Origin of the sequence: Dysosmobacter segnis, assembly GCF_014297285.1 — a bacterium.
Taxonomy (GTDB): domain Bacteria; phylum Bacillota; class Clostridia; order Oscillospirales; family Oscillospiraceae; genus Oscillibacter; species Oscillibacter segnis.
Genome location: NZ_JACOQI010000002.1, coordinates 1 through 17,917 on the forward strand (window position 1 = coordinate 1; position 17,917 = coordinate 17,917).

General features: G+C 57.7%; 21 protein-coding genes. 20 read left to right on the forward strand and 1 reads right to left on the reverse strand.

Going from position 1 to position 17,917, the window contains the following annotated elements:
* Positions 1-101: 101 nt before the first annotated feature.
* Positions 102-1,169, reverse strand: a complete 1,068-nt coding sequence (locus H8Z83_RS02190) for an AAA family ATPase (RefSeq protein WP_187013565.1) — start codon at positions 1,167-1,169, stop codon at positions 102-104.
* Between the two features lie 190 nt (positions 1,170-1,359).
* On the opposite strand from H8Z83_RS02190, the gene H8Z83_RS02195 reads away from it, so the two are divergent.
* The 20 genes from H8Z83_RS02195 to H8Z83_RS02290 all read left to right on the forward strand — a co-directional run bounded on the left by H8Z83_RS02195 (position 1,360) and on the right by H8Z83_RS02290 (position 17,890).
* Positions 1,360-2,031 (forward strand): hypothetical protein, encoded by a 672-nt coding sequence (locus H8Z83_RS02195; RefSeq protein ID WP_187013566.1) that lies wholly within the window; start codon positions 1,360-1,362, stop codon positions 2,029-2,031.
* A 161-nt stretch (positions 2,032-2,192) separates the two neighbouring features.
* Positions 2,193-3,608: a ParB/RepB/Spo0J family partition protein gene (locus H8Z83_RS02200; protein ID WP_187013567.1), complete on the forward strand. Its 1,416-nt coding sequence runs from the start codon at positions 2,193-2,195 to the stop codon at positions 3,606-3,608.
* 297 nt (positions 3,609-3,905) lie between these two features.
* Positions 3,906-4,247, forward strand: coding sequence for a DUF7768 domain-containing protein (locus tag H8Z83_RS02205; protein ID WP_117570308.1), 342 nt, complete (start codon positions 3,906-3,908; stop codon positions 4,245-4,247).
* Between the two features lie 143 nt (positions 4,248-4,390).
* Complete coding sequence (locus H8Z83_RS02210) at positions 4,391-4,798, forward strand: PcfB family protein (protein ID WP_233511520.1); 408 nt, start codon at positions 4,391-4,393, stop codon at positions 4,796-4,798.
* Entirely contained in the window at positions 4,785-6,620 is a 1,836-nt protein-coding gene (locus H8Z83_RS02215) for a VirD4-like conjugal transfer protein, CD1115 family (protein ID WP_187013568.1), read from the forward strand. Before H8Z83_RS02210 ends, H8Z83_RS02215 begins: the two co-directional genes overlap by 14 nt.
* Positions 6,621-6,719: 99 nt before the next feature.
* Positions 6,720-6,932: a Maff2 family mobile element protein gene (locus tag H8Z83_RS02220; protein ID WP_117545302.1), complete on the forward strand. Its 213-nt coding sequence runs from the start codon at positions 6,720-6,722 to the stop codon at positions 6,930-6,932.
* 11 nt (positions 6,933-6,943) lie between these two features.
* Entirely contained in the window at positions 6,944-7,810 is an 867-nt protein-coding gene (locus H8Z83_RS02225; protein WP_117536713.1) for a VirB6/TrbL-like conjugal transfer protein, CD1112 family, read from the forward strand.
* Positions 7,811-7,823: 13 nt separating this feature from the next.
* Complete coding sequence (locus H8Z83_RS02230) at positions 7,824-8,381, forward strand: hypothetical protein (protein ID WP_436231641.1); 558 nt, start codon at positions 7,824-7,826, stop codon at positions 8,379-8,381.
* On the forward strand, positions 8,269-8,844 hold the full coding sequence (locus H8Z83_RS02235) for an MT-A70 family methyltransferase (RefSeq protein WP_436231642.1): 576 nt from the start codon (positions 8,269-8,271) through the stop codon (positions 8,842-8,844). The genes H8Z83_RS02230 and H8Z83_RS02235 overlap by 113 nt, the downstream gene beginning before the upstream one ends.
* Entirely contained in the window at positions 8,832-9,233 is a 402-nt protein-coding gene (locus tag H8Z83_RS02240; RefSeq protein ID WP_117536716.1) for a PrgI family protein, read from the forward strand. Before H8Z83_RS02235 ends, H8Z83_RS02240 begins: the two co-directional genes overlap by 13 nt.
* A complete protein-coding gene (locus H8Z83_RS02245) occupies positions 9,175-11,547 on the forward strand; it encodes a VirB4-like conjugal transfer ATPase, CD1110 family (RefSeq protein ID WP_366463650.1) in 2,373 nt (790 codons plus the stop codon). Before H8Z83_RS02240 ends, H8Z83_RS02245 begins: the two co-directional genes overlap by 59 nt.
* Positions 11,531-13,222 carry a C40 family peptidase gene (locus H8Z83_RS02250; RefSeq protein WP_117579870.1) on the forward strand — a complete coding sequence of 564 codons (1,692 nt, stop codon included), beginning with the start codon at positions 11,531-11,533 and terminating at the stop codon, positions 13,220-13,222. The genes H8Z83_RS02245 and H8Z83_RS02250 overlap by 17 nt, the downstream gene beginning before the upstream one ends.
* A 13-nt stretch (positions 13,223-13,235) precedes the next feature.
* Positions 13,236-13,502 (forward strand): DUF4315 family protein, encoded by a 267-nt coding sequence (locus H8Z83_RS02255; RefSeq protein ID WP_117536714.1) that lies wholly within the window; start codon positions 13,236-13,238, stop codon positions 13,500-13,502.
* A 2-nt stretch (positions 13,503-13,504) separates the two neighbouring features.
* Positions 13,505-14,260, forward strand: a complete 756-nt coding sequence (locus H8Z83_RS02260; RefSeq protein WP_117570332.1) for a DUF4366 domain-containing protein — start codon at positions 13,505-13,507, stop codon at positions 14,258-14,260.
* A complete protein-coding gene (locus H8Z83_RS02265; RefSeq protein ID WP_187013569.1) occupies positions 14,257-14,433 on the forward strand; it encodes a hypothetical protein in 177 nt (58 codons plus the stop codon). The genes H8Z83_RS02260 and H8Z83_RS02265 overlap by 4 nt, the downstream gene beginning before the upstream one ends.
* Positions 14,434-14,437: 4 nt before the next feature.
* Positions 14,438-14,791, forward strand: coding sequence for a cysteine-rich VLP domain-containing protein (locus H8Z83_RS02270; protein WP_117570331.1), 354 nt, complete (start codon positions 14,438-14,440; stop codon positions 14,789-14,791).
* Positions 14,792-14,973: 182 nt separating this feature from the next.
* On the forward strand, positions 14,974-15,129 hold the full coding sequence (locus H8Z83_RS02275; RefSeq protein ID WP_022180498.1) for a hypothetical protein: 156 nt from the start codon (positions 14,974-14,976) through the stop codon (positions 15,127-15,129).
* Positions 15,126-15,473, forward strand: coding sequence for a plasmid mobilization protein (locus H8Z83_RS02280; RefSeq protein WP_022180499.1), 348 nt, complete (start codon positions 15,126-15,128; stop codon positions 15,471-15,473). Before H8Z83_RS02275 ends, H8Z83_RS02280 begins: the two co-directional genes overlap by 4 nt.
* Before the next feature lie 159 nt (positions 15,474-15,632).
* Positions 15,633-16,979, forward strand: a complete 1,347-nt coding sequence (locus tag H8Z83_RS02285; RefSeq protein ID WP_117579872.1) for a relaxase/mobilization nuclease domain-containing protein — start codon at positions 15,633-15,635, stop codon at positions 16,977-16,979.
* A gap of 290 nt (positions 16,980-17,269) precedes the next feature.
* Positions 17,270-17,890, forward strand: a complete 621-nt coding sequence (locus tag H8Z83_RS02290) for a TetR/AcrR family transcriptional regulator (RefSeq protein ID WP_118478835.1) — start codon at positions 17,270-17,272, stop codon at positions 17,888-17,890.
* Positions 17,891-17,917: the final 27 nt, after the last annotated feature.

The window sequence follows — 17,917 nt, forward strand, 5'->3', positions numbered from 1 at the left end:
TTCGTCGTTTTTATGCCGTCTCGGAATTTGCCCCGTGCGGGCAGAATATCCCCTCGACGGGTACACACGCCACCCCAGCCCCTAACCGCGCACACAGCGGCTCACACGCCGAAACACGGGGCGTTCTCACCGCCTGAGACATCGGCAGGGTCGATAGGGTCAACAGCTTGGGTACCCTGTGCATCGTCACTTTCGGCACGGCGCAGCTCAATGAGCCGCTTTCCGTTGCTGCGGCGCACCACGGCAGAAATGCCGATTTTGCTTAGTGCGGTAACGCTTTGCAGGATCAGGCGAGATACCTTCTTCGGCGTGATGCCCTCGCTGCCCGCAGGGTCGATCTGCGCGGACAGCTCCGTGGGAGTGCCGATAAATTCCGCACGGTCACGCATCAACTCAGAGAGAAGAATGACGATCCGGCCGCCCAGCAGCTCCGGCTGCGTCCGGCTGTCCGACACCAGCTCCCACACATTTTCCGCGTTGCGCTCCAGCGTCAGCTCCCGGTACTCGATGTCGCGCCCGATGCAGGAGAGCTTTGCCTTGCCGCTGCCGCGCCTGTCCTCAATGAGCGTAAAGCTGGAATCCACCGCGCCGCTGATGGCTGTTGTGCCGGAGATGCGGCTGAACACATCATCGGCAAGCTCCTTTCGCAGATGGTGGATCAGCAGGATGGCGATGCCGTGGGCATCCGCAATACGCTTCAGTGTGGAGAGGTCACGGTAGTCATTTGCATAGGTGTTGTCATAACCGGCGCCGCGGATCATTTGCAGCGTGTCGATGATGACCAGCACCGTGTCGGGGTGTTCAGAGAGGAACGCGCAGAGCTGTTCCTCCAGACCCTTGCCAAGGGTGTCGCTGTTGGTGGAGAAGTGGACACTGGCGGGAGCGTCCTCCGTGATCTCGAACAGGCGGTTCTGGATGCGGAGGGTGGAGTCCTCCAAGCAGAGGTAGAGCGTGGTGCCCTGCTTCACACCCATGCCCCAGACGGCTTCGCCCTTCGCCACCGTGACGGCCAGCCACAGCGCCAGCCATGATTTTCCCACCTTGGGTGAGCCTGCGAGGATGTGCAGTCCCTGAGACAGCAACGTATCCACCACAAAGTTCAGCGGTGTGAGCGGCTGACTCATTAACGTTTCACCGTCGATGGTCAGCAATCTGTTTTCTTTTTTCAATTTTGAATCCTCCTTAAAAAATATTGCTCCCATCGGAACGATAAGAGCGAAAAAAGCAGAGGGGAGTTACCACGGAACGGCACGTGGTTTCTTCCCTCTGCTTGTATTGTGGAGGAATTCATGCTATGCTGAGAAAAAGAGCGGACAAATTAAAAATCACGTAGGACAATTTTTGTGGAGGAGGATACACATGGGAGGCAGCGTCATTTTCTACACCTATGGCAGCACCTTGGAGCTGAACGGCCAGCAGTTGACCGCCGGTATGCTGACCGCCGACCTGTTGAATCTATCTCCGGACGAATACATGCGCCTGAAAAAGCGTATGACACAGATCACCGATCTTGCGGAAGAATATGAGCGGAAGCGGGACATAGCGCTTTGGTGGAAGCTGAATGAGAAGATGGATGCGCTCTGCCAGAAACTGCGCCGGTATCAGGTGTTCCGCCTGCTGCTGGACGAAGACGAGGACGCTTTCTTCTCTGCCATACGGGAGATCACGGAGCAATTCAGCGTATTTCCCACAGAGGATCAAGCACCGACAGCGGAAGTGCAAAAGAGACAGCTTGAGCGCGTGGCAAATCAATTCTCCCAGCGCGACGAATATGCTCCCCTCGACCTGTTCCATCCGAGTGAGGCAGATTTGGAAGATGGGATGGCTTTTTACTATGAGATGCTCCGCGCCTTCGGTCCCACCAAGGGTGCATGGCGTGACTACCAAAAGCGTCTTGACCGCTATGCACTGTACCTCCATGACATCCGCGCCTTCAACGAGACCATTCAGAATTTTATCCGGTTTGGCTTAACCGTCTTTGACAAAGGTATAATAATAAATCACAACAAAAACCGAGCCAACCTACACTAAAACGCCACTTTTTGTATCAACAAAAGGGGCGTTTTTTTCATGGCTCGACAGGGAAAGGAGTGGTATCAATCAAAAATTAAAAATGGAAAGGGGGAATATTTTTCGCTGGCCGGGCCGTATGGTCTGGCCTTTTTTCATGCCACAAAAAAGGAGGTTAGCGAATGGCAGATGAAACATTGAACAAGGGCCCGGAGGGAGAAAAGCTCCCGGAGTCCCCAGCCCCGGATGGGCCCGGCGCACCGCCCGCGCCGGAACAGGCCGAACAGATGACGCTCCCCGGTATGGGCGAGGGCGGCCCTGCTCCGTCTGGTAAGGTCATCAACCTGTCGGATGTGCGGGGTGATGATGATAAGGGCGGCAAGGCTCCCGCCGTTGAAGCGGAAAAGCCGGAAAAGCGCCGGGGCCGTCCGCCAAAGGAACAGGCGGAGCCGAAGTCTCCAAAAGCGGAAAAGACGGCCAAGCCCCGCGCAGGCCGCCCACCCAAGGGGGACAAGGCGGCCCGCGCCGAGGCTCAGCCGTCCACGCGAGACAAAGTGTCCCAAAGTAAAAAGAAAACCCCGGAAAAGGGCTCCGGCGGGATGGGCCCGCCCAAGTCTCCGCCAAAGGGCAAGGCCGGGCCCGTCAAAGCTGCGGCGGCCCCTGTCCCGGAGATCAACCTGCCGCCTACACCAGCCGAGCCGCCCCGCCCGGTTGAGGAGGGCAAGGTTGTCTATTTGAAATTGTCCGAGCTCCATGCGTTCCACACGTTCCGGGAGCATCCCTACAAGGTGCAGGACGATAAGGCGATGGATGACCTGGTGGGGACGATCAAGGAGCATGGCGTTATGACCCCCGCCACCGTCCGCCCGGAAAAGGACGGCCAGGGCTATGAGATCATCGCGGGCCACCGCCGTCATCATGGCAGTGAACGGGCCGGGCTGGATGAAATGCCCTGTATTGTCCGCAACATGACGGACTTTGAAGCCGTCCGGGAAATGCGGAACAGCAACAAACAGCGCGGGGAGCCCCTCCCCAGCGAGTTGGCCCGCCTGCTGGATTTGGAGGTGGAGGCTATCAAGCACCAGGGGGCCCGCCCCGGCAACAGCCAGGAGGAGCAGGCCCTGGGGAAACGCTCTGTTGAGATTGTGGGTGCGGATCACGATATGAACTATAAAAAAGTCATGCGTTATATCCGGCTTAATTCTCTTGTCCCGGAGCTCCTGGATATGACGGACGCCAAAAAGCTGGGCTTTATGCCTGCGGTGGAGCTGTCCTATATCCGCCCGGAAAACCAGCGATTGATCGCTGTTTCCATTGAGGGGGAGCAGTCCTCCCCCTCGGTCAACCAGGCCAAGCGGCTCCGGGAGCTTGACAAGGAGGGCAAGCTCAACGGCGATGTGATTGACGGGATTTTGAGTGAAGAAAAGAAGGAGGATCGCGGCGTGATTATTTCAACATCTGAACTGTCGAAGTATTTTGGCAAGGAGGTCACTCCCGCCAAAATGAAAGAACAGATTATGGCCCTGCTGGACGACTGGAAAGAGAAACAGCCGCCCGAACTGGCAAAGCCGGAGAAAAAGAACACTCTGGAAAAGTAACGGGGCTTTGCTTCGAGACACTTTGTCCCAAGGTGCCGGGCCCCGGAAAAGCAGGGCTCTGTGGTGATATATCCCCCGTCGCCGGGGATAAAAAAGCACAGTCGGAGGTGGGCTGTCAAGGGGGCGGAACGCCCCGCCGCTTGCGGTGGCTTGCCCTTGACGGCCTGCCCCGGCTGTGCTATCTCCGGCCACGCGGCGGGGGTATATCCTCCAGAGCCGCTCCCTTTCCCTGGATAGGGAAAGGGCGGGGGGATAGGGTTGACCCGGCCCAACAATTCAGTTACGGAGGTTTTGACGATGAAACGACCCCTTGCTTATATTACCGCCGCATGGTGCGGCGATGACGATGACAATATGGAACGGGCGGCGCGGTACTGCCGCATCGTGTACGAGGCGGGCTTTTCGCCTGTCTGCCCCGCGCTGTATCTGCCCCTGTTTCTCAATGATGCGGTGCCGGAGGAGCACAAGAACGGCATCGACATGGCCCGCGACCTGCTCCGGCGTTCCCGTGTGCTGGTGGTGTGCGGCCACTCTATCACCGAGGCGATGAAAAATGATATTGCGGTGGCCCAGCGGCTGGGGATCACAGCGACCACCCTGGACGGCATTTTGACGGTCAAGGGCCAGGGCCGCCACTAACGCGCCGGGCCCAGAGAACGGCGGCACTTGGAGACACTTTGTCCCAAGGTGCGCCGGGGAAAGGAGGGATATAGCTGGTTGACGAGGATGTTTCCAGACGTACCATAGCACTATCCATAAAGGCCAGCAAGCTGACGGCGCGGGTGCTGGCCCAGGCGCTCCAAGCGGCGGGCCGCAAAATTGCAAAGACCCGCCGGGAGCACCAGACGCCCCACGGCAGGCAAACGGTGCGCCAGCTCATGGCCCACGGAGCCGCCACAAACAGCATTGAAATTGAAGCTCCCCGGCAGTTTGACCGGGTGGCCCGCCGCTTCAATGTGGATTATGCCTTTTATAAAACCGGGCCGGACAAATACCTGCTGTTTTTCAAAAGCGGCCAGGCGGACGCGGTGACAGCTTGCTTTTCTGAATACTCCAAACGCCTGTTGAAGCGTTCCAAGTCCAGCCGTGTCCCCATCCGGGAACAGCTCAAACGGGCTGAGGATCAGCTTGCAAAGGAAAAGCCCCGGAAGAAAGAACGAGTAAAGGAGGCGGCCCGTGAGGACAGATAAACTCAAAAAGTATTTGATACCTAACATCCCCTATCTGTTTATCCTGTGGGCCTGTCTGAAACTGGGGACGGCCTACCGGCTGGCGGCGGGTGCGGATGTTGCTCATAAGCTCATGGGGCTGGGCCAGACCATTGGCCCGGCCTTTGCCGACTTTGCGCCGGGGCTTGCTCCCTTTGACTGGCTCGTTGGCATTGTGGGCGCGGCGGCGTTCCGTCTGCTGATCTACACGAAAAGCAAAAACGCCAAAAAGTACCGCCGGGATGAGGAGTATGGCTCCGCCCGCTTTGGAACGGAAAAGGATATAAAGCCCTTTGTCGATCCCAAGTTTGAGAATAATGTCATTCTCACCGGGACGGAATTTCTTACCATGAACACGCGCCCGAAAAATCCGGCCAACGCCCGGAACTTGAATTGCTGTGTCATCGGCTCGTCCGGCTCCGGCAAAACCCGGTTTTGGCTCACGCCCCAGCTTCTCCAGGCTCATTCCTCTTTCGTGGTGGTTGATCCCAAGGGCGGGGTGCTCTCCCAGGTAGGCCGCTTTTTACAGCGGCGGGGGTATAAGATCAAGATTTTTAACAGCATTGATTTTTCTAAATCCATGCACTATAACCCGCTGGCCTATCTCAAAAACGAGGCGGACATTCTCAAATTTGTGGATACGCTCATAGCCAACACAAAGGGGGACGGCAAGGAGGGCGATCCGTTCTGGACAAAATCGGAAACGCTTTTGTATTGCGCCCTGCTGTCCTATATCATTTTCGAGGGCCCCGCCGAGGATCGGAACATGAATACGCTGGTGGATATGATTTCCGGCATGGAGGTCAAGGAGGATGATGAAAACTTCCTAAACACCGTGGACTATATGTTTAAGGGCCTGGAAAAACGCAAGCCGAATTGCTTTGCTGTCAAGCAATACAAAAAATACAAGCTGGCCAGCGGCAAAACCGCAAAAAGCATTTTGATTTCCTGCGGAGCTCGTCTGGCTCCGTTTGACATCCCCCAGCTCCGGGAAATTATGAGTTATGACGAGCTGGAGCTTGACCGCATCGGAGATCGGAAAACGGCGGTTTTCTTTACTATTTCCGATACCACGCCCACCTATAACTTTATTGTGGCCCTGGCCTTTTCGCAGATGTTTAATCTTCTTTGCGAGAGGGCGGACAACGTACACGGGGGCCGTCTGCCCCATCATGTGCGGGTGCTGTGGGACGAGGCGGCCAACACGGGCCAGGTGCCAAACCTGGAAAAGCTGGTGGCGGTGATCCGCTCCCGCGAGGTGAGCCTGTGCCTGTTCTATCAGCAGTTGGCACAATGCAAGGCCATCTATGATAAGCACGCGGAGACCATTCTCGGAAATATGGACAGCGTGATCTTCCTGGGTGGCCGGGAGGCCAGCACAATCAAGGAAATTTCCGAGAACTGGCTGGGAAAGGCCACAATCTCCATGCAGACCGAGGGCCGCTCCCGCGGCCAGTCGGAAAGCTACAACCAGAATACCCTGCGGCTGGGCCGGGAACTGATGACCCCCAGCGAACTGGCGACCATGCCGGGCGACAAGTGCATTTTGCAGTTGCGGGGCCTGCCCCCGTTTTTCTCGCCCAAATACGATTTGAAGCAGCATCCCAACTATAAGCAAACGGCGGAAGCCGATAAAAAGAAAAACGCCTTTGACCTTGATAAACTCATAAACCGCCGCAGGCGGCCTGGGCTGAACGAGGCTTGTGAGGTGTACAAGGTGGCCGTGTCGGAAACTTCGCTCACAGACGAGGACGAGGACATCCTCAACTATGACGATGTGGACGATCCGGACGCTTTTGTATAAATATCGCTTCGGGACAAAGTGTCCCGAAGTGGCAACCTGCCGCCAGGAATGGCGGCTTTTTTCATGGCCGGGGCATCTCCCCGGAGAAAAGGAGGCTCTATGCAGTTTTTCGCATCTGCTATCGACACTTTACAGACCCTTGTTGTGGCCCTCGGCGCTGGCCTGGGCGTGTGGGGCGTAGTCAATCTGCTGGAGGGTTACGGTTCAGACAATCCGGGCTCCAAAAGCCAGGGCATGAAACAGCTCATGGCGGGCGGCGGCATCATCCTGCTGGGCACAACGCTGATCCCCCTGCTCTCTGGCCTGTTTTAAGGTAGCGGCTTATGGATTTTCTCACCGACTGGCTCACGGATTGGCTCAAGGAGCTTTTAATCAGCGGGATCATGGGGAACCTTTCGGGGCTCTTTGATAACGTAAACGCCCAAGTCGGAGAGATTGCGGTACAAGTGGGAACAACCCCGGCGGCATGGCACGCCGGGGTGTTCTCCCTGATCCGCCAGCTTTCCGAAACGGTAATTTTGCCGATTGCCGGAATGGTGCTGACCTTTGTTGCGACCTATGAACTGATCCAGATGCTTTTGGAAAAAAACAATATGCACGAGTTTGATGTGGCGAATATCTACAAATGGATGTTCAAAACGTCCTGTGCCATCCTTATTCTGTCAAACACATTCAATATCGTAATGGCCGTGTTTGACGTGTCCCAGAGCGTGATTGCACAATCGGCGGGGCTGATCCAGGGTTCCACGGACATTACGCCGGATATGCTGACCCAGCTTGAAACGACGCTGGAGGGTATGGATTTAGGGCCGCTGTTGGGCCTGTGGCTCCAGTCCTCCATTATCGGCGTTACCATGTGGGCGCTGAATATCATTATTTTCGTGCTGGTCTATGGCCGCATGATTGAAATATATCTGCTCACCAGCCTGTCCCCCATCCCTGTGGCGACCCTTGCCAACCGGGAATTGGGACACACGGGCCAGAACTATCTGCGCTCGCTGTTCGCCGTGGGATTCCAGGGGATGCTCATTCTGGTGTGCGTGGCAATTTACGCGGTGCTTGTCCAGGGGATCGCCACAGGCGGAGATCCCATCGGGGCGATATGGGGCACCGTTGGCTATACGGTATTGCTTTGCTATATGCTGTTCAAAACGGGCAGTATCTCCCAGCGCATTTTCGGCGCGCATTAGAGGGGAGGCGCGTATGGCAGAACATTCAACCTTGGGACAAAATGTCCCGAAGTCCCCGGCTCCCCCGGAGGGGCTGTTCCTTATGGACGGCATCGAGGGCCTGCGCTCCCTGCCCCAACACTCGGTTGATATGCTCTTGACCGATCCGCCCTATGGCACGACCCGCAACTTTTGGGATGTGCCCCTGCCGCTCCCGGAGCTTTGGGAGGCGGTGCGCTGGGCGGTCAAGCCGGAGGGTGCGGTGCTGTTCTTTGCTCAATGCCCCTATGATAAGGTGTTGGGGGCCTCCAATGCGCGGGCTCCGGCACAACTGCCGTGGCCGCCGTCAACACGGGCCGCCGCTTTATCTGCTTTGAAACCGCCCCGGCCTTTTACGCCCCGGCCACGGAGCGCATCCGGCTGGCGCAGGCGGCTGCGGAGGCCGGGGAGAAAGGAGTCTGACTATCGGAAACTATTCTATCATCTACGCCGATCCGCCCTGGCGGTATTCTGCAAAGAACGTACAGGGGGCGGCGGAAAATCACTACCCCACAATGGGGATCGAGGAGCTATGTGCGCTCCCGGTGGCTGATCTGGCGGCCCCGGACAGCGCACTTTTTTTGTGGGCCACGTTCCCGCAGTTGCCGGAGGCCCTGCGGCTCATTAAGGCGTGGGGCTTCACTTATAAAACCGTGGCTTTTGTCTGGCTGAAGAAAAACAAAAAGGCGGACAGTTGGTTTTACGGCCTGGGCTTCTGGACGCGGGGCAACGCGGAAATCTGCCTGCTGGCGACCAGGGGCCATCCCAAACGGCAGGCCACGAATATCCATCAGTTTATCATTTCCCCCGTTGAAGCCCACAGCAAAAAGCCGGACGAGGCCCGCGACAAGATTGTTTCCCTCCTGGGCGACCTGCCCCGCGTGGAGCTCTTTGCGAGACAGACCCCGCCCGGCTGGGACGTGTGGGGAAACGAGGTGGAGAGCACCGTCCCGGACTTCGGGACACTTTGTCCCAAGGTGGGCGGCCCGAAAGGAGGTCTTTCATGCCCTATGTAAATGTACCCAACGACTTATCCAAAATCAAAACGAAAATGGCCTTTAACCTAACCAAACGCCAGCTTGTCTGCTTTGGCGGCGCGGCGGCGGTGGGTATCCCCTCCTATCTGCTGGCCCGCAGCTCTATCGGCAACACCGGGGCCATGTTCCTTATGCTGGCCGTTATGCTCCCGGCGTTTTTGCTGGCGATGTATGAGCGTGACGGGCTCCCCTTTGAAAAGGTGATTAGAAATATCATCCGGGCCCGTTTCCTGCGGCCCGGCGCGAGGCTCTATCAGACGCAGAATTTATACGCCCCGTTTACCCTGCGGGGCTCCGTGGGAAAGGAGGATGCGATTGCAACAAGCAAAAAAGCAAACACCCAGGCGCGGCCCCGCCGCAAAGGGTAAAAAACGGGCGGCCCTGTCCGCCCAGCAGACAATCCCCTATGTGCGGATGCTCCCGGACGGCGTGTGCCAGCTCCCCGGCGGGCTCTATACAAAAACCGTGGAATATGAGGACATCAATTATTCTGTGGCAAGCACCGAGGATCAGACGGCTATCTTTAGCGGCTGGAGCTCATTCCTCAATTACTTTGACAGCTCTCTGCCGTTCCAGCTTTCTTTCATTAACCGCCGTTCCCACTCCCGGAGCCGCTACAAGGTGAACATTCCCCAGGCCGAGGATGACTTTAACAGCGTCCGGGCCGAGTTTACCGGGATGCTGAAAAATCAGATTGCCCGGTCAAACAATGGGATTGAACGCTCAAAATATATTACCTTTGGCATCCCGGCGGAAAGTCTGGACGAGGCGCGGCCCCGGCTGGAGCGCGTGGAGGCGGACGTTATGAGCAACTTTAAGCGGCTGGGCGTGCCCTCCGAGCCTATGGACGGGCGGGCGCGTCTGGCCCTGCTTCACGGCCAGATGCATCCTGGGAGCCGGGAGCCGTTCCGCTTCTCCTGGGGGGATATTGCAAAGACGGGGCTCGGCACAAAGGACTTTATTGCCCCCGACAGCTTTGACTTCCGCCAGCCCCGGCTGTTCCGCATGGGCCAGTATTGGGGCGCGGCCTCCTACTTGCAGATTTTGGCGTCGGAGCTCTCTGACAAGCTCCTGGCGGAAATTTTGGAGCTTGACGCGGAAATGACCGTGACCCTCCATATCCAGACCGTGGATCAGCTAAAGGCGATTAAAACCATCAAGGGGAAAATTTCTGACATTGGAAAAATGAAAGTGGAGGAACAGCGCAAAGCTGTCCGGGCCGGATATGACCCCGACATTCTGCCGCCCGACCTTATCACATTTTCCAAGGACGCGGCGGAGCTTCTGGCCGACCTCCAGTCCCGCAACGAGCGGATGTTCCTCTTGACCTTTACCGTGGTAAATCTGGCCCCCACCCGCCAGCGGCTGGAAAATGATATTTTCACGGTGGGCGGTATCGCGCAGAAATACAACTGCACATTGAAGCGGCTGGACTGGCAACAGGAGCAGGGCTTTGTTTCCTCCCTGGCCCTGGGCGGGAATGAGGTGGAAATCCAGCGGGGCATGACTACCAGCTCCACGGCGGTCTTCATTCCCTTTATGACCAGGGAGCTCCGCATGGCCGGGCCGTCCCTCTATTACGGCATGAACGCACTTTCCCACAACGTCATTATGGCGGACAGGAAAAAGCTGAAATCCGCGAATGGGCTCTACCTGGGCTCTACTGGCTCCGGCAAGAGCTTCGCGGCAAAGCGGGAGCTGCTCAACGTCTTTCTTACCATTCCCCAGGATCGGATTATCATTGTAGACCCGATGGGCGAATATGCCCCGCTGGTGCGGCGGCTGGGCGGCCAGGTGATTGAGATTGCCCCGGACAGCCCTAATCACATTAACCCTATGGACATCCAGATGGGCGGCAACGACGAGGACAGCCCCCTTTCCATGAAAGCTGATTTTCTGCTGTCCCTGTGCGAGCTGGTGGTGGGCGGCAAGGAGGGCTTACAACCGATTGAGAAAACCGTCATAGACCGCTGTGTGCGGTTGGTCTACCGGGATCTGGCCCTGGGCGTGGGGGACGGCAGGATGCCCTTGCTCCAGGACTTGTACGAGGAACTTTTGAAACAGCCGGAGCCGGAGGCCCGGCGCGTGGCGACGGCCCTGGAGCTCTACTGTACAGGCTCCCTTAACCTGTTCAACCATCCCACGAATGTCAAAACCGACTGCCGTGTGGTGTGCATCGTGCTCAAGGGCATGGGAGACAATCTCCGAAAAATTGCGATGCACGTCACAAATGAGTTTGTCAATTCCTCGGTCAATACCAACTATCAGAGCGGCATCTCGACTTGGTGCTACTTTGACGAGTTCCATGTTCTGCTCCGAGATCAGCTCACCGCCAGCTATTTTGTTTCCATCTGGCAGATGCTCCGCAAACGGGGCTGTGTGCCCAGCGCGTTGACGCAGAACGTCAAGCACCTGCTGGCCAGCCCGGAAATCCAGAATATTCTGGACAACACGGATTTTATGATCCTGCTGTCCCAGGCGCAGAGTGACCGGGCAATTCTGGCAAAACAGCTCGGCATTTCCGAGCATCAGCTTTCCTATATCACACACAGCAATTCCGGCGAGGGCCTGCTGTTCTATGGGAATGTGACCATCCCCTTTATGGATCGTTTCCCCCGTGGGGAGATTTACGATCTTCTGACCACCCGCCCGGAGGATTTGAAAGATGGCGCGGCGGGATAAGGCTGGCCCTGGGCCCCGTGTGCGCCCGGAGCAGGCCGCGCCCCAGGGGGCTCCGGGCCCGGAGGCCGGGGCTGGCACGAAAGAACAGGCCGGGGGCACTTCGGGACAAAGTGTCCCAAAGTCCAAATTCCGGCAAAAGAGCAGGCAGGAACAGGCCGCCGCGTCCAAGCTCCGTATGGAAAAGCGCGGGGAGAAGCTGGAGGCGGCAAAGGGCAAGCTGGCAAAGCAGAAACCCCAAAAGAAACCCGGCCCCGTCAAACGGGCGGGCGGGGCCCTGGGGGGCTCCGTCCACGGCTTTGTGCATGGGAAGATTTACGAGGTAGAGCAGGAAAATGTAGGCACCGAGGGGGCCCATCACTCCGAGCTTTTGGGCGAGTCCGCGTTCCGCCAGGGCTCCCGCTTCGTGGGGCGGCGCATACGGGAGCACCCGGCGCGGGCCGTCCGGAGGGCCGAGGCCCGGTATGGCAAGGCTGCGGCGGACTATCAATTTTACACCGCCGCCCAGGAACACCCGGAGCTCTCGAAAAATGCCCTGTCCCGCTACTGGCAGAAACGGCGGCTCCGCAAGCAGTACCAAAAGCGGGCAAAGGAGGCCGCCCGCCAGGGGGCCGTGGCCGCTGAAAAGACCGCCGCCGCCACCGAAAAGCTGTCGGCCCAGGCGGTGGGCTTTGTGAAGCGGCATCCCCTGGGCGTGCTCCTGGCCCTGGCCTGTGTCCTGCTCATTCTGTCTATGCAGTCCTGTTCGTCCGCATTGGTTTTGCTCGGCAACGCCGGGGCCGGGGCTGTTGGGGCTACCACCTACCCATCCCCGGACGGGGAAATCCTGGCGGCGGAGGCGGCCTACCTCAATCTGGAGGCGGAGCTCCAAAACTATCTTGATACCTACACCAGCACCCACAACTATGACGAGTACCATTTTGATCTGGATGAAATCGAACACGATCCCTATGTGCTGATCTCCATTCTCTGTGTGCTCCACGAGGGGGAATGGACGGCGGCCCAGGTGCAGGGTACGCTGGGGATGCTCTTTGACCGCCAGTATATTCTCACAGAGCGCGTGGTGGTGGAGACACGGTATGACAGCGACGACGAGCCCTATTCCTGGTATATCTGTTATGTAACGCTGGAGAATTTTGACCTGTCCCATCTGCCTGTGTATTTCATGGGCGAGGAGCAGTTGGCCCGGTACTCCCTCTATATGTCTACCCTGGGAAACCGCCCCGACCTGTTCCCCGGCTCCGCCTATGTGGATCGCTATGTGACAAACCCGCCCGCCGGATATGAGGTGCCGGGGGAATATCTGGACGATGAAACATTCGCCGCTATGCTCTCCGAGGCGGAAAAATACCTGGGCTATCCCTATGTATGGGGCGGGAGCTCCCCGGCCACGTCCTTTGACTGCTCCGGCTTTGTGTCCTGGGTAATCAATCACTCCGGCTGGAATGTGGGCCGCCTGGGGGCCCAGGGGCTCTATAACATCTGTACCCGCACCAGCTCCCCGCGTCCCGGTGATCTGGTCTTTTTCAAGGGCACCTATGACACGCCGGGCGTTTCCCATGTGGGCATCTACGTTGGGGACGGAATGATGATCCATTGTGGCGATCCCATCAGCTATGCAAACTTAAATACCAGCTACTGGCAGTCTCATTTCTACGCCTACGGGCGTTTGCCTTGAATGGAGGTTTTGAATGGCAACAGCAAAAAGTATGAAAATCCAGGCCGAGATTGATAAGGTCAAGGCCAAAATCAGCGAACAGCAGGCCCGGCTGAAAGAATTGGAGCAGAAGAAACTGGAGGCCGAAAACAGCGAGATCGTGGACATCGTGCGGGGCATGAGCATCCCCCTTGCGGAGCTCCCCCTGGTGCTCCAGAAGCTCCGGGACGATGGCACTTTGGGACAAAGTGTCCCGAAGTCCGAGCCCGCGCCTGTTACCGAGGGAAAGGAGGACAACTGAATATGAAACGCTTTCGAGTCTTGACGGCGGCGCTTTGCGCCGCTGTTCTTTTATGCGGCTTTACCCCCGCAACGGCCTACGCCGGGGGCGGCGAGGACTGGGAGGGGCTTGACCCCGTGGAGCCCGCTGTCACGGAGGAGCCGGTGATTGAGCCCGGCGAGGGCTTTTCTGAGGACGGCAATCTTGTGACCCGTGATCTGCTCTATGACAAGCATACCAACAAGCAGTTTATTACCGTCCAGACCAGCGGCGGGGCCACCTTTTACATTGTCATTGACTACGACAAGCCCGTGGACGAGGACGGCGAACAGTACCAGACCTATTTTCTGAATACGGTGGACGAGGCCGACCTGCTGGCCGCTGCCGAGGCCGCTGGCGTAGAGCTGGCCTCCTGCTCCTGCTCGGACAAATGCGCGGCGGGGGCCGTCAATACCGACTGCGCGGTGTGCGCCGTCAACATGACCGAGTGCGCAGGTGTGGAGCAAAAGCCGGAACCAGAACCGGAGCCTGTGGCCGAGCCCGACGCCGAGCCGGAAACAGAAAAAGGCAACGCCGGGATGCTCCTGCTGGTGCTGGCCGTGGCGGTGCTGGGCGGCGGGGCCGCGTTCTATTTCAAGGTGTACCGCCCCAAACAGCAGGCGGCAACAGAGCCGGAGGAGGACTACGGCGAGGAACTGGAGGACTATGACGGCGAGGAGGACGGCCCGCCCTGGGATGAGGACGAGGACGAAAACGAGGATACGGAGGACGGGGAATGAATTTCACAGCAAGCTCTTTTGAACGGATGATGAAACAAAAGCCCCGGCCCCAGGCTCCCGGCCCGGCCAAACCGCCCAGAGGCTCCGCCTGCTCCGGCTGTCCCTACTGGCGGGGCCTGCGCTGTGTCTGCTGTTATCAGAAACTTTCTCCCAGGCCGGGCGGCGGGAGGTGACGCTTTGGCCCGCGAACTGACACGGGAGGAAAAGGCGGCCATCCGCTCCCTGGTGGTGAAATGGTGCGCCAACTATGACCGGGCCTGTGGATGCCTGCCCCTGGACTGTGAGTGCTATATGCTGGGAAAGTGCTGGACAGGTGCCTATTGCCGCTACTTCCGGGAGGCCGTCCTGCCCCTTGATCCAGCTCTGGAGGCCGCCCTTACTACTGTGGGCCCCAGGCCGGATTTCAAGCCCTGCCCCATCTGCGGCGGGGCCGTGGCCCCGGACAGGCGGCAGGCATATTGTTCAGAGGCTTGCGCCTTAAAAGCCCACCGCCGCCAACAGCGGGAATATATGCGCCGGAAACGGGGGTGATCTGTTGACAATTAGCCCCCGGAAAACCCGCTGATTTCAAGGCTTTTTGGGGCCGCTTTTGGGGCGGGCCGTAGTTTTATATGCCCGGCCCTGGAATGGCCGAAATGTTGTCAACATGGAAAAACGGGACTTTGGGACAAAGTGTCCCGAAGTCCCAGGCTGTTATGCTTGAGGAGGTGTCTATGGAAAAACAGAAAGACCAGGAATTTGCACATCTGGAGGTCAAACGTCTTTGCGGCGTGTTCGGCGCGCCCCTGCCCCCTGTGGAGGAAAAGCCCGTGGATAAGGTCAAGGAGCCGCCCCGCCCCTATCGGAGTCGGGAACGGGAGGAGCGGTGACAAAGAAACGCCGCCGCCCTGTCCATCTTCATGTCATGGTGTCTGAGGAGGAGCAGGCGCTGATCCGGGAGCGCATGGCCGAGGCTGGCATCCGCAACATGGGGGCCTATATGCGGAAAATGGCCCTTAACGGCTATGTGCTCCACGTTGACCTCTCGCCCGTCCGGGAGCTGGTGTCGCTCCAGCGGCGGTGCTCAAACAATCTAAACCAGGTGGCGATCCAGGCCAACACCTACGGCGGCATCTACCCGGAGGAGATCGCCGCTCTGCAAAGGGACTATGCGGCCTTATGGGGGCCGCTGTCTGATTTACTGGAAAGGCTCTCCGCCGTGGTGGAGCTTTGACCCTCCGGGGAGCGGTGTTTTACCGCTCCCCGGTTTTCACGACTTTGGGACACTTTGTCCCGAGGTGGCGAAAGCCGCATACAGAGAGGAGGGGTATTCACGGCCACAACCTACATCCGGCCTTACAAGGTAGCGGCTGGAAAAAGCGCAATCCAGACGATGGAGGAGCGGTTTGATTATGGGCTCAATCCCAAAAAGCTGGGGGCCGTGTCCGCTTATCTCTGCGACCCGTCCACAGCTCCCGCCGAGTTCCTGCTGGTAAAAAGCCAGTACCAGGCGGAAACGGCCCGGCCCGTGGAGCGCGGGGCCCTGTTCTTCCAGATCCGGCAGGCGTTCCCGCCCGGCGAGGTGACGGCGGAGGAGGCAAATAAAATCGGCTATGAAACGGCGATGCGCTGGACGAAAGGCAAATACCAGTTTTTTGTCTGCACACATACCGACAAGGGCCACATTCACAATCACATTTATTACAACTCCACGGCCTTTGACCGCTCCCGGAAATTCCATAATTTCATCGGCTCGTCCTTTGCCCTGCGGCGGCTGTCTGACCGGGTGTGCATTGAGCACGAGTTGTCCTATATCCAAAATCCCAAACTGCACAGCAAGGGCCGTTTTCTCCATTACGGTCAATGGATCGGGGAAAAGCCGCCCTCTGCCCAGCAGAGGGTGCGGCTGGCTGTCATCGCGGCCCTGGAGAAAAAGCCCGCCGACTTTGCGGCGTTCCTGCGGCTCATGGAGGAGTCCGGCTTTGCCGTCAAGCATGGGCGGGGCGGCGTGATCTCGTTCCTGGCTCCCGGCCAGGATAAACCGACCCGGCTCCGGGCTTCTACCCTGGGCGCGGGCTTTGACCCGGAGGACATCCGGGCGGTGATTGCCGGGGAGCGGCCCATCCCGGAACTCCCCCAGGACGCTCCGGCCCCGCCCCGGCGCGTTGATCTTGTGATTGACATTCAACAGCGCATGGCCCAGGGCAAGGGCCCGGCCTATGCGCGGTGGGCCAAGGTCTACAATCTAAAGCAGATGGCCGCCGCGCTCCAGTATCTGCGGGAGCAAGAACTGGCCGACTATGCCGCGCTGGAGGCCAGCACCGAGACGGCGGTGGATCGCTTTCACAAGTTGGCCGGGGAGCTGCGGGACACGGAGGCCGCCCTCTCCAAAACGGCCCGGCTTATGGAGGCCACGGTGGACTATGCCAAGACCCGGCCTGTGTTCGATGGTTACAAGGCGGCCCGGTACAGTAAAAAATACCTGGCCCAGCATGAGGCGGAGCTGGCCGCTTATCGGGCGGCAAAGGCGGCCATGAATGAAATCCTGGACGGGGCAAAGCTCCCCAAAATAGACACGCTGAAAAAATCCCGCCGGGAGCTGGCGGAAAAGAAAAAGGCCCTCTATGCCGAGTACCGCCAGGCCCAGGCGGATATGCGGGAGGCCGTGGCGGTCAAGGCGAATATTGACCACCTGCTCGGCGTGACGGACGGGCGGGAAAATAAGGCCCAGGAGCGGTAGCGACAGGCCGCAGACAACAGGCGCATAGCGCCGGGACTTTGGGACACTTTGTCCCGAAGTCCTGCGGGTTTGGGGAGCTCCCCAACAAGCATTTTTGCGGGCCTGCGGCCCGGCAAAAATTTCGGAGTGTGGACACACTCGAATTGCTTGCCAAAACGTGCGGGCCTCGGAAGTACCCGCGTTAAAACATCGGACTTATGTCATTTCACTCTTGTATTGTTCTATTGGATGTGCTAAAATAAAGTTGATTTTTAGAATTTGTTTTTATTTTGCAGGGAAGAGGTGACGGGATGCCAAAGGTAGCTTATTCTGAGGAGGATAGAGAGCGCATCAGAACGGAACTCGTTGCAGTTGGTCTTGAACTGATGGCAAAACAGGGCATACAGCATACTACTGTGGAGCAAATATATAAAAAGGTTGGTATTTCACGAACTTTCTTTTACTCTTTCTTTGCAACGAAAGAAGATTTGATCGTTGAAACGCTGTACTTGCAACAGCCTAAAATTATTGAGCAAGTGCAAAGACTGATGGCCGATCCTGCTTTAAGCTGGCGTGATGCCGTGAAACAATTTCTCTATGCCTGTTGTTACGGAGAGAAAAATGGCATCGCTGTTTTAACGATTGAAGAACAGCAACTCATTTTCAAACGTTTGTCAAAGGAAAGCTATCAAATATTCCGTCAAAAGCAGCTCCGTCTTTTTGGAGAAATTTTAGAAAACTTTGGTATAAAGGCGGACGCGGCAAGGATCAATTTATTTACGAATTTGAGTCTGACAGCGATGGTTGTACGCAAGGCAATTCCTGATACGTTACCTCTGTTTGTTCCCGAAGTTGCCGATGAAACAGTTGACTTTCAAATAAACGCTATTGTGGATGCCCTGGAGAAATTAAAAGCAACACCTACCGCTTGAGTGATTGAAATGAGATAATCCGTCCGA

Bases quoted from the DNA above. Each gene is read 5' to 3' on its own strand.
- H8Z83_RS02225 (WP_117536713.1), top strand. From the start codon at position 6,944: ATGGATTTTCTCACCGACTGGCTCACGGATTGGCTCAAGGAGCTTTTA.
- H8Z83_RS02255 (WP_117536714.1), top strand. From the start codon at position 13,236: ATGGCAACAGCAAAAAGTATGAAAATCCAGGCCGAGATTGATAAGGTC.
- H8Z83_RS02265 (WP_187013569.1), top strand. From the start codon at position 14,257: ATGAATTTCACAGCAAGCTCTTTTGAACGGATGATGAAACAAAAGCCC.
- H8Z83_RS02275 (WP_022180498.1), top strand. From the start codon at position 14,974: ATGGAAAAACAGAAAGACCAGGAATTTGCACATCTGGAGGTCAAACGT.
- H8Z83_RS02195 (WP_187013566.1), top strand. From the start codon at position 1,360: ATGGGAGGCAGCGTCATTTTCTACACCTATGGCAGCACCTTGGAGCTG.
- H8Z83_RS02220 (WP_117545302.1), top strand. From the start codon at position 6,720: ATGCAGTTTTTCGCATCTGCTATCGACACTTTACAGACCCTTGTTGTG.
- H8Z83_RS02200 (WP_187013567.1), top strand. From the start codon at position 2,193: ATGGCAGATGAAACATTGAACAAGGGCCCGGAGGGAGAAAAGCTCCCG.
- H8Z83_RS02290 (WP_118478835.1), top strand. From the start codon at position 17,270: ATGCCAAAGGTAGCTTATTCTGAGGAGGATAGAGAGCGCATCAGAACG.
- H8Z83_RS02250 (WP_117579870.1), top strand. From the start codon at position 11,531: ATGGCGCGGCGGGATAAGGCTGGCCCTGGGCCCCGTGTGCGCCCGGAG.
- H8Z83_RS02260 (WP_117570332.1), top strand. From the start codon at position 13,505: ATGAAACGCTTTCGAGTCTTGACGGCGGCGCTTTGCGCCGCTGTTCTT.
- H8Z83_RS02205 (WP_117570308.1), top strand. From the start codon at position 3,906: ATGAAACGACCCCTTGCTTATATTACCGCCGCATGGTGCGGCGATGAC.
- H8Z83_RS02240 (WP_117536716.1), top strand. From the start codon at position 8,832: ATGCCCTATGTAAATGTACCCAACGACTTATCCAAAATCAAAACGAAA.
- H8Z83_RS02245 (WP_366463650.1), top strand. From the start codon at position 9,175: ATGCGATTGCAACAAGCAAAAAAGCAAACACCCAGGCGCGGCCCCGCC.
- H8Z83_RS02285 (WP_117579872.1), top strand. From the start codon at position 15,633: ATGGAGGAGCGGTTTGATTATGGGCTCAATCCCAAAAAGCTGGGGGCC.
- H8Z83_RS02230 (WP_436231641.1), top strand. From the start codon at position 7,824: ATGGCAGAACATTCAACCTTGGGACAAAATGTCCCGAAGTCCCCGGCT.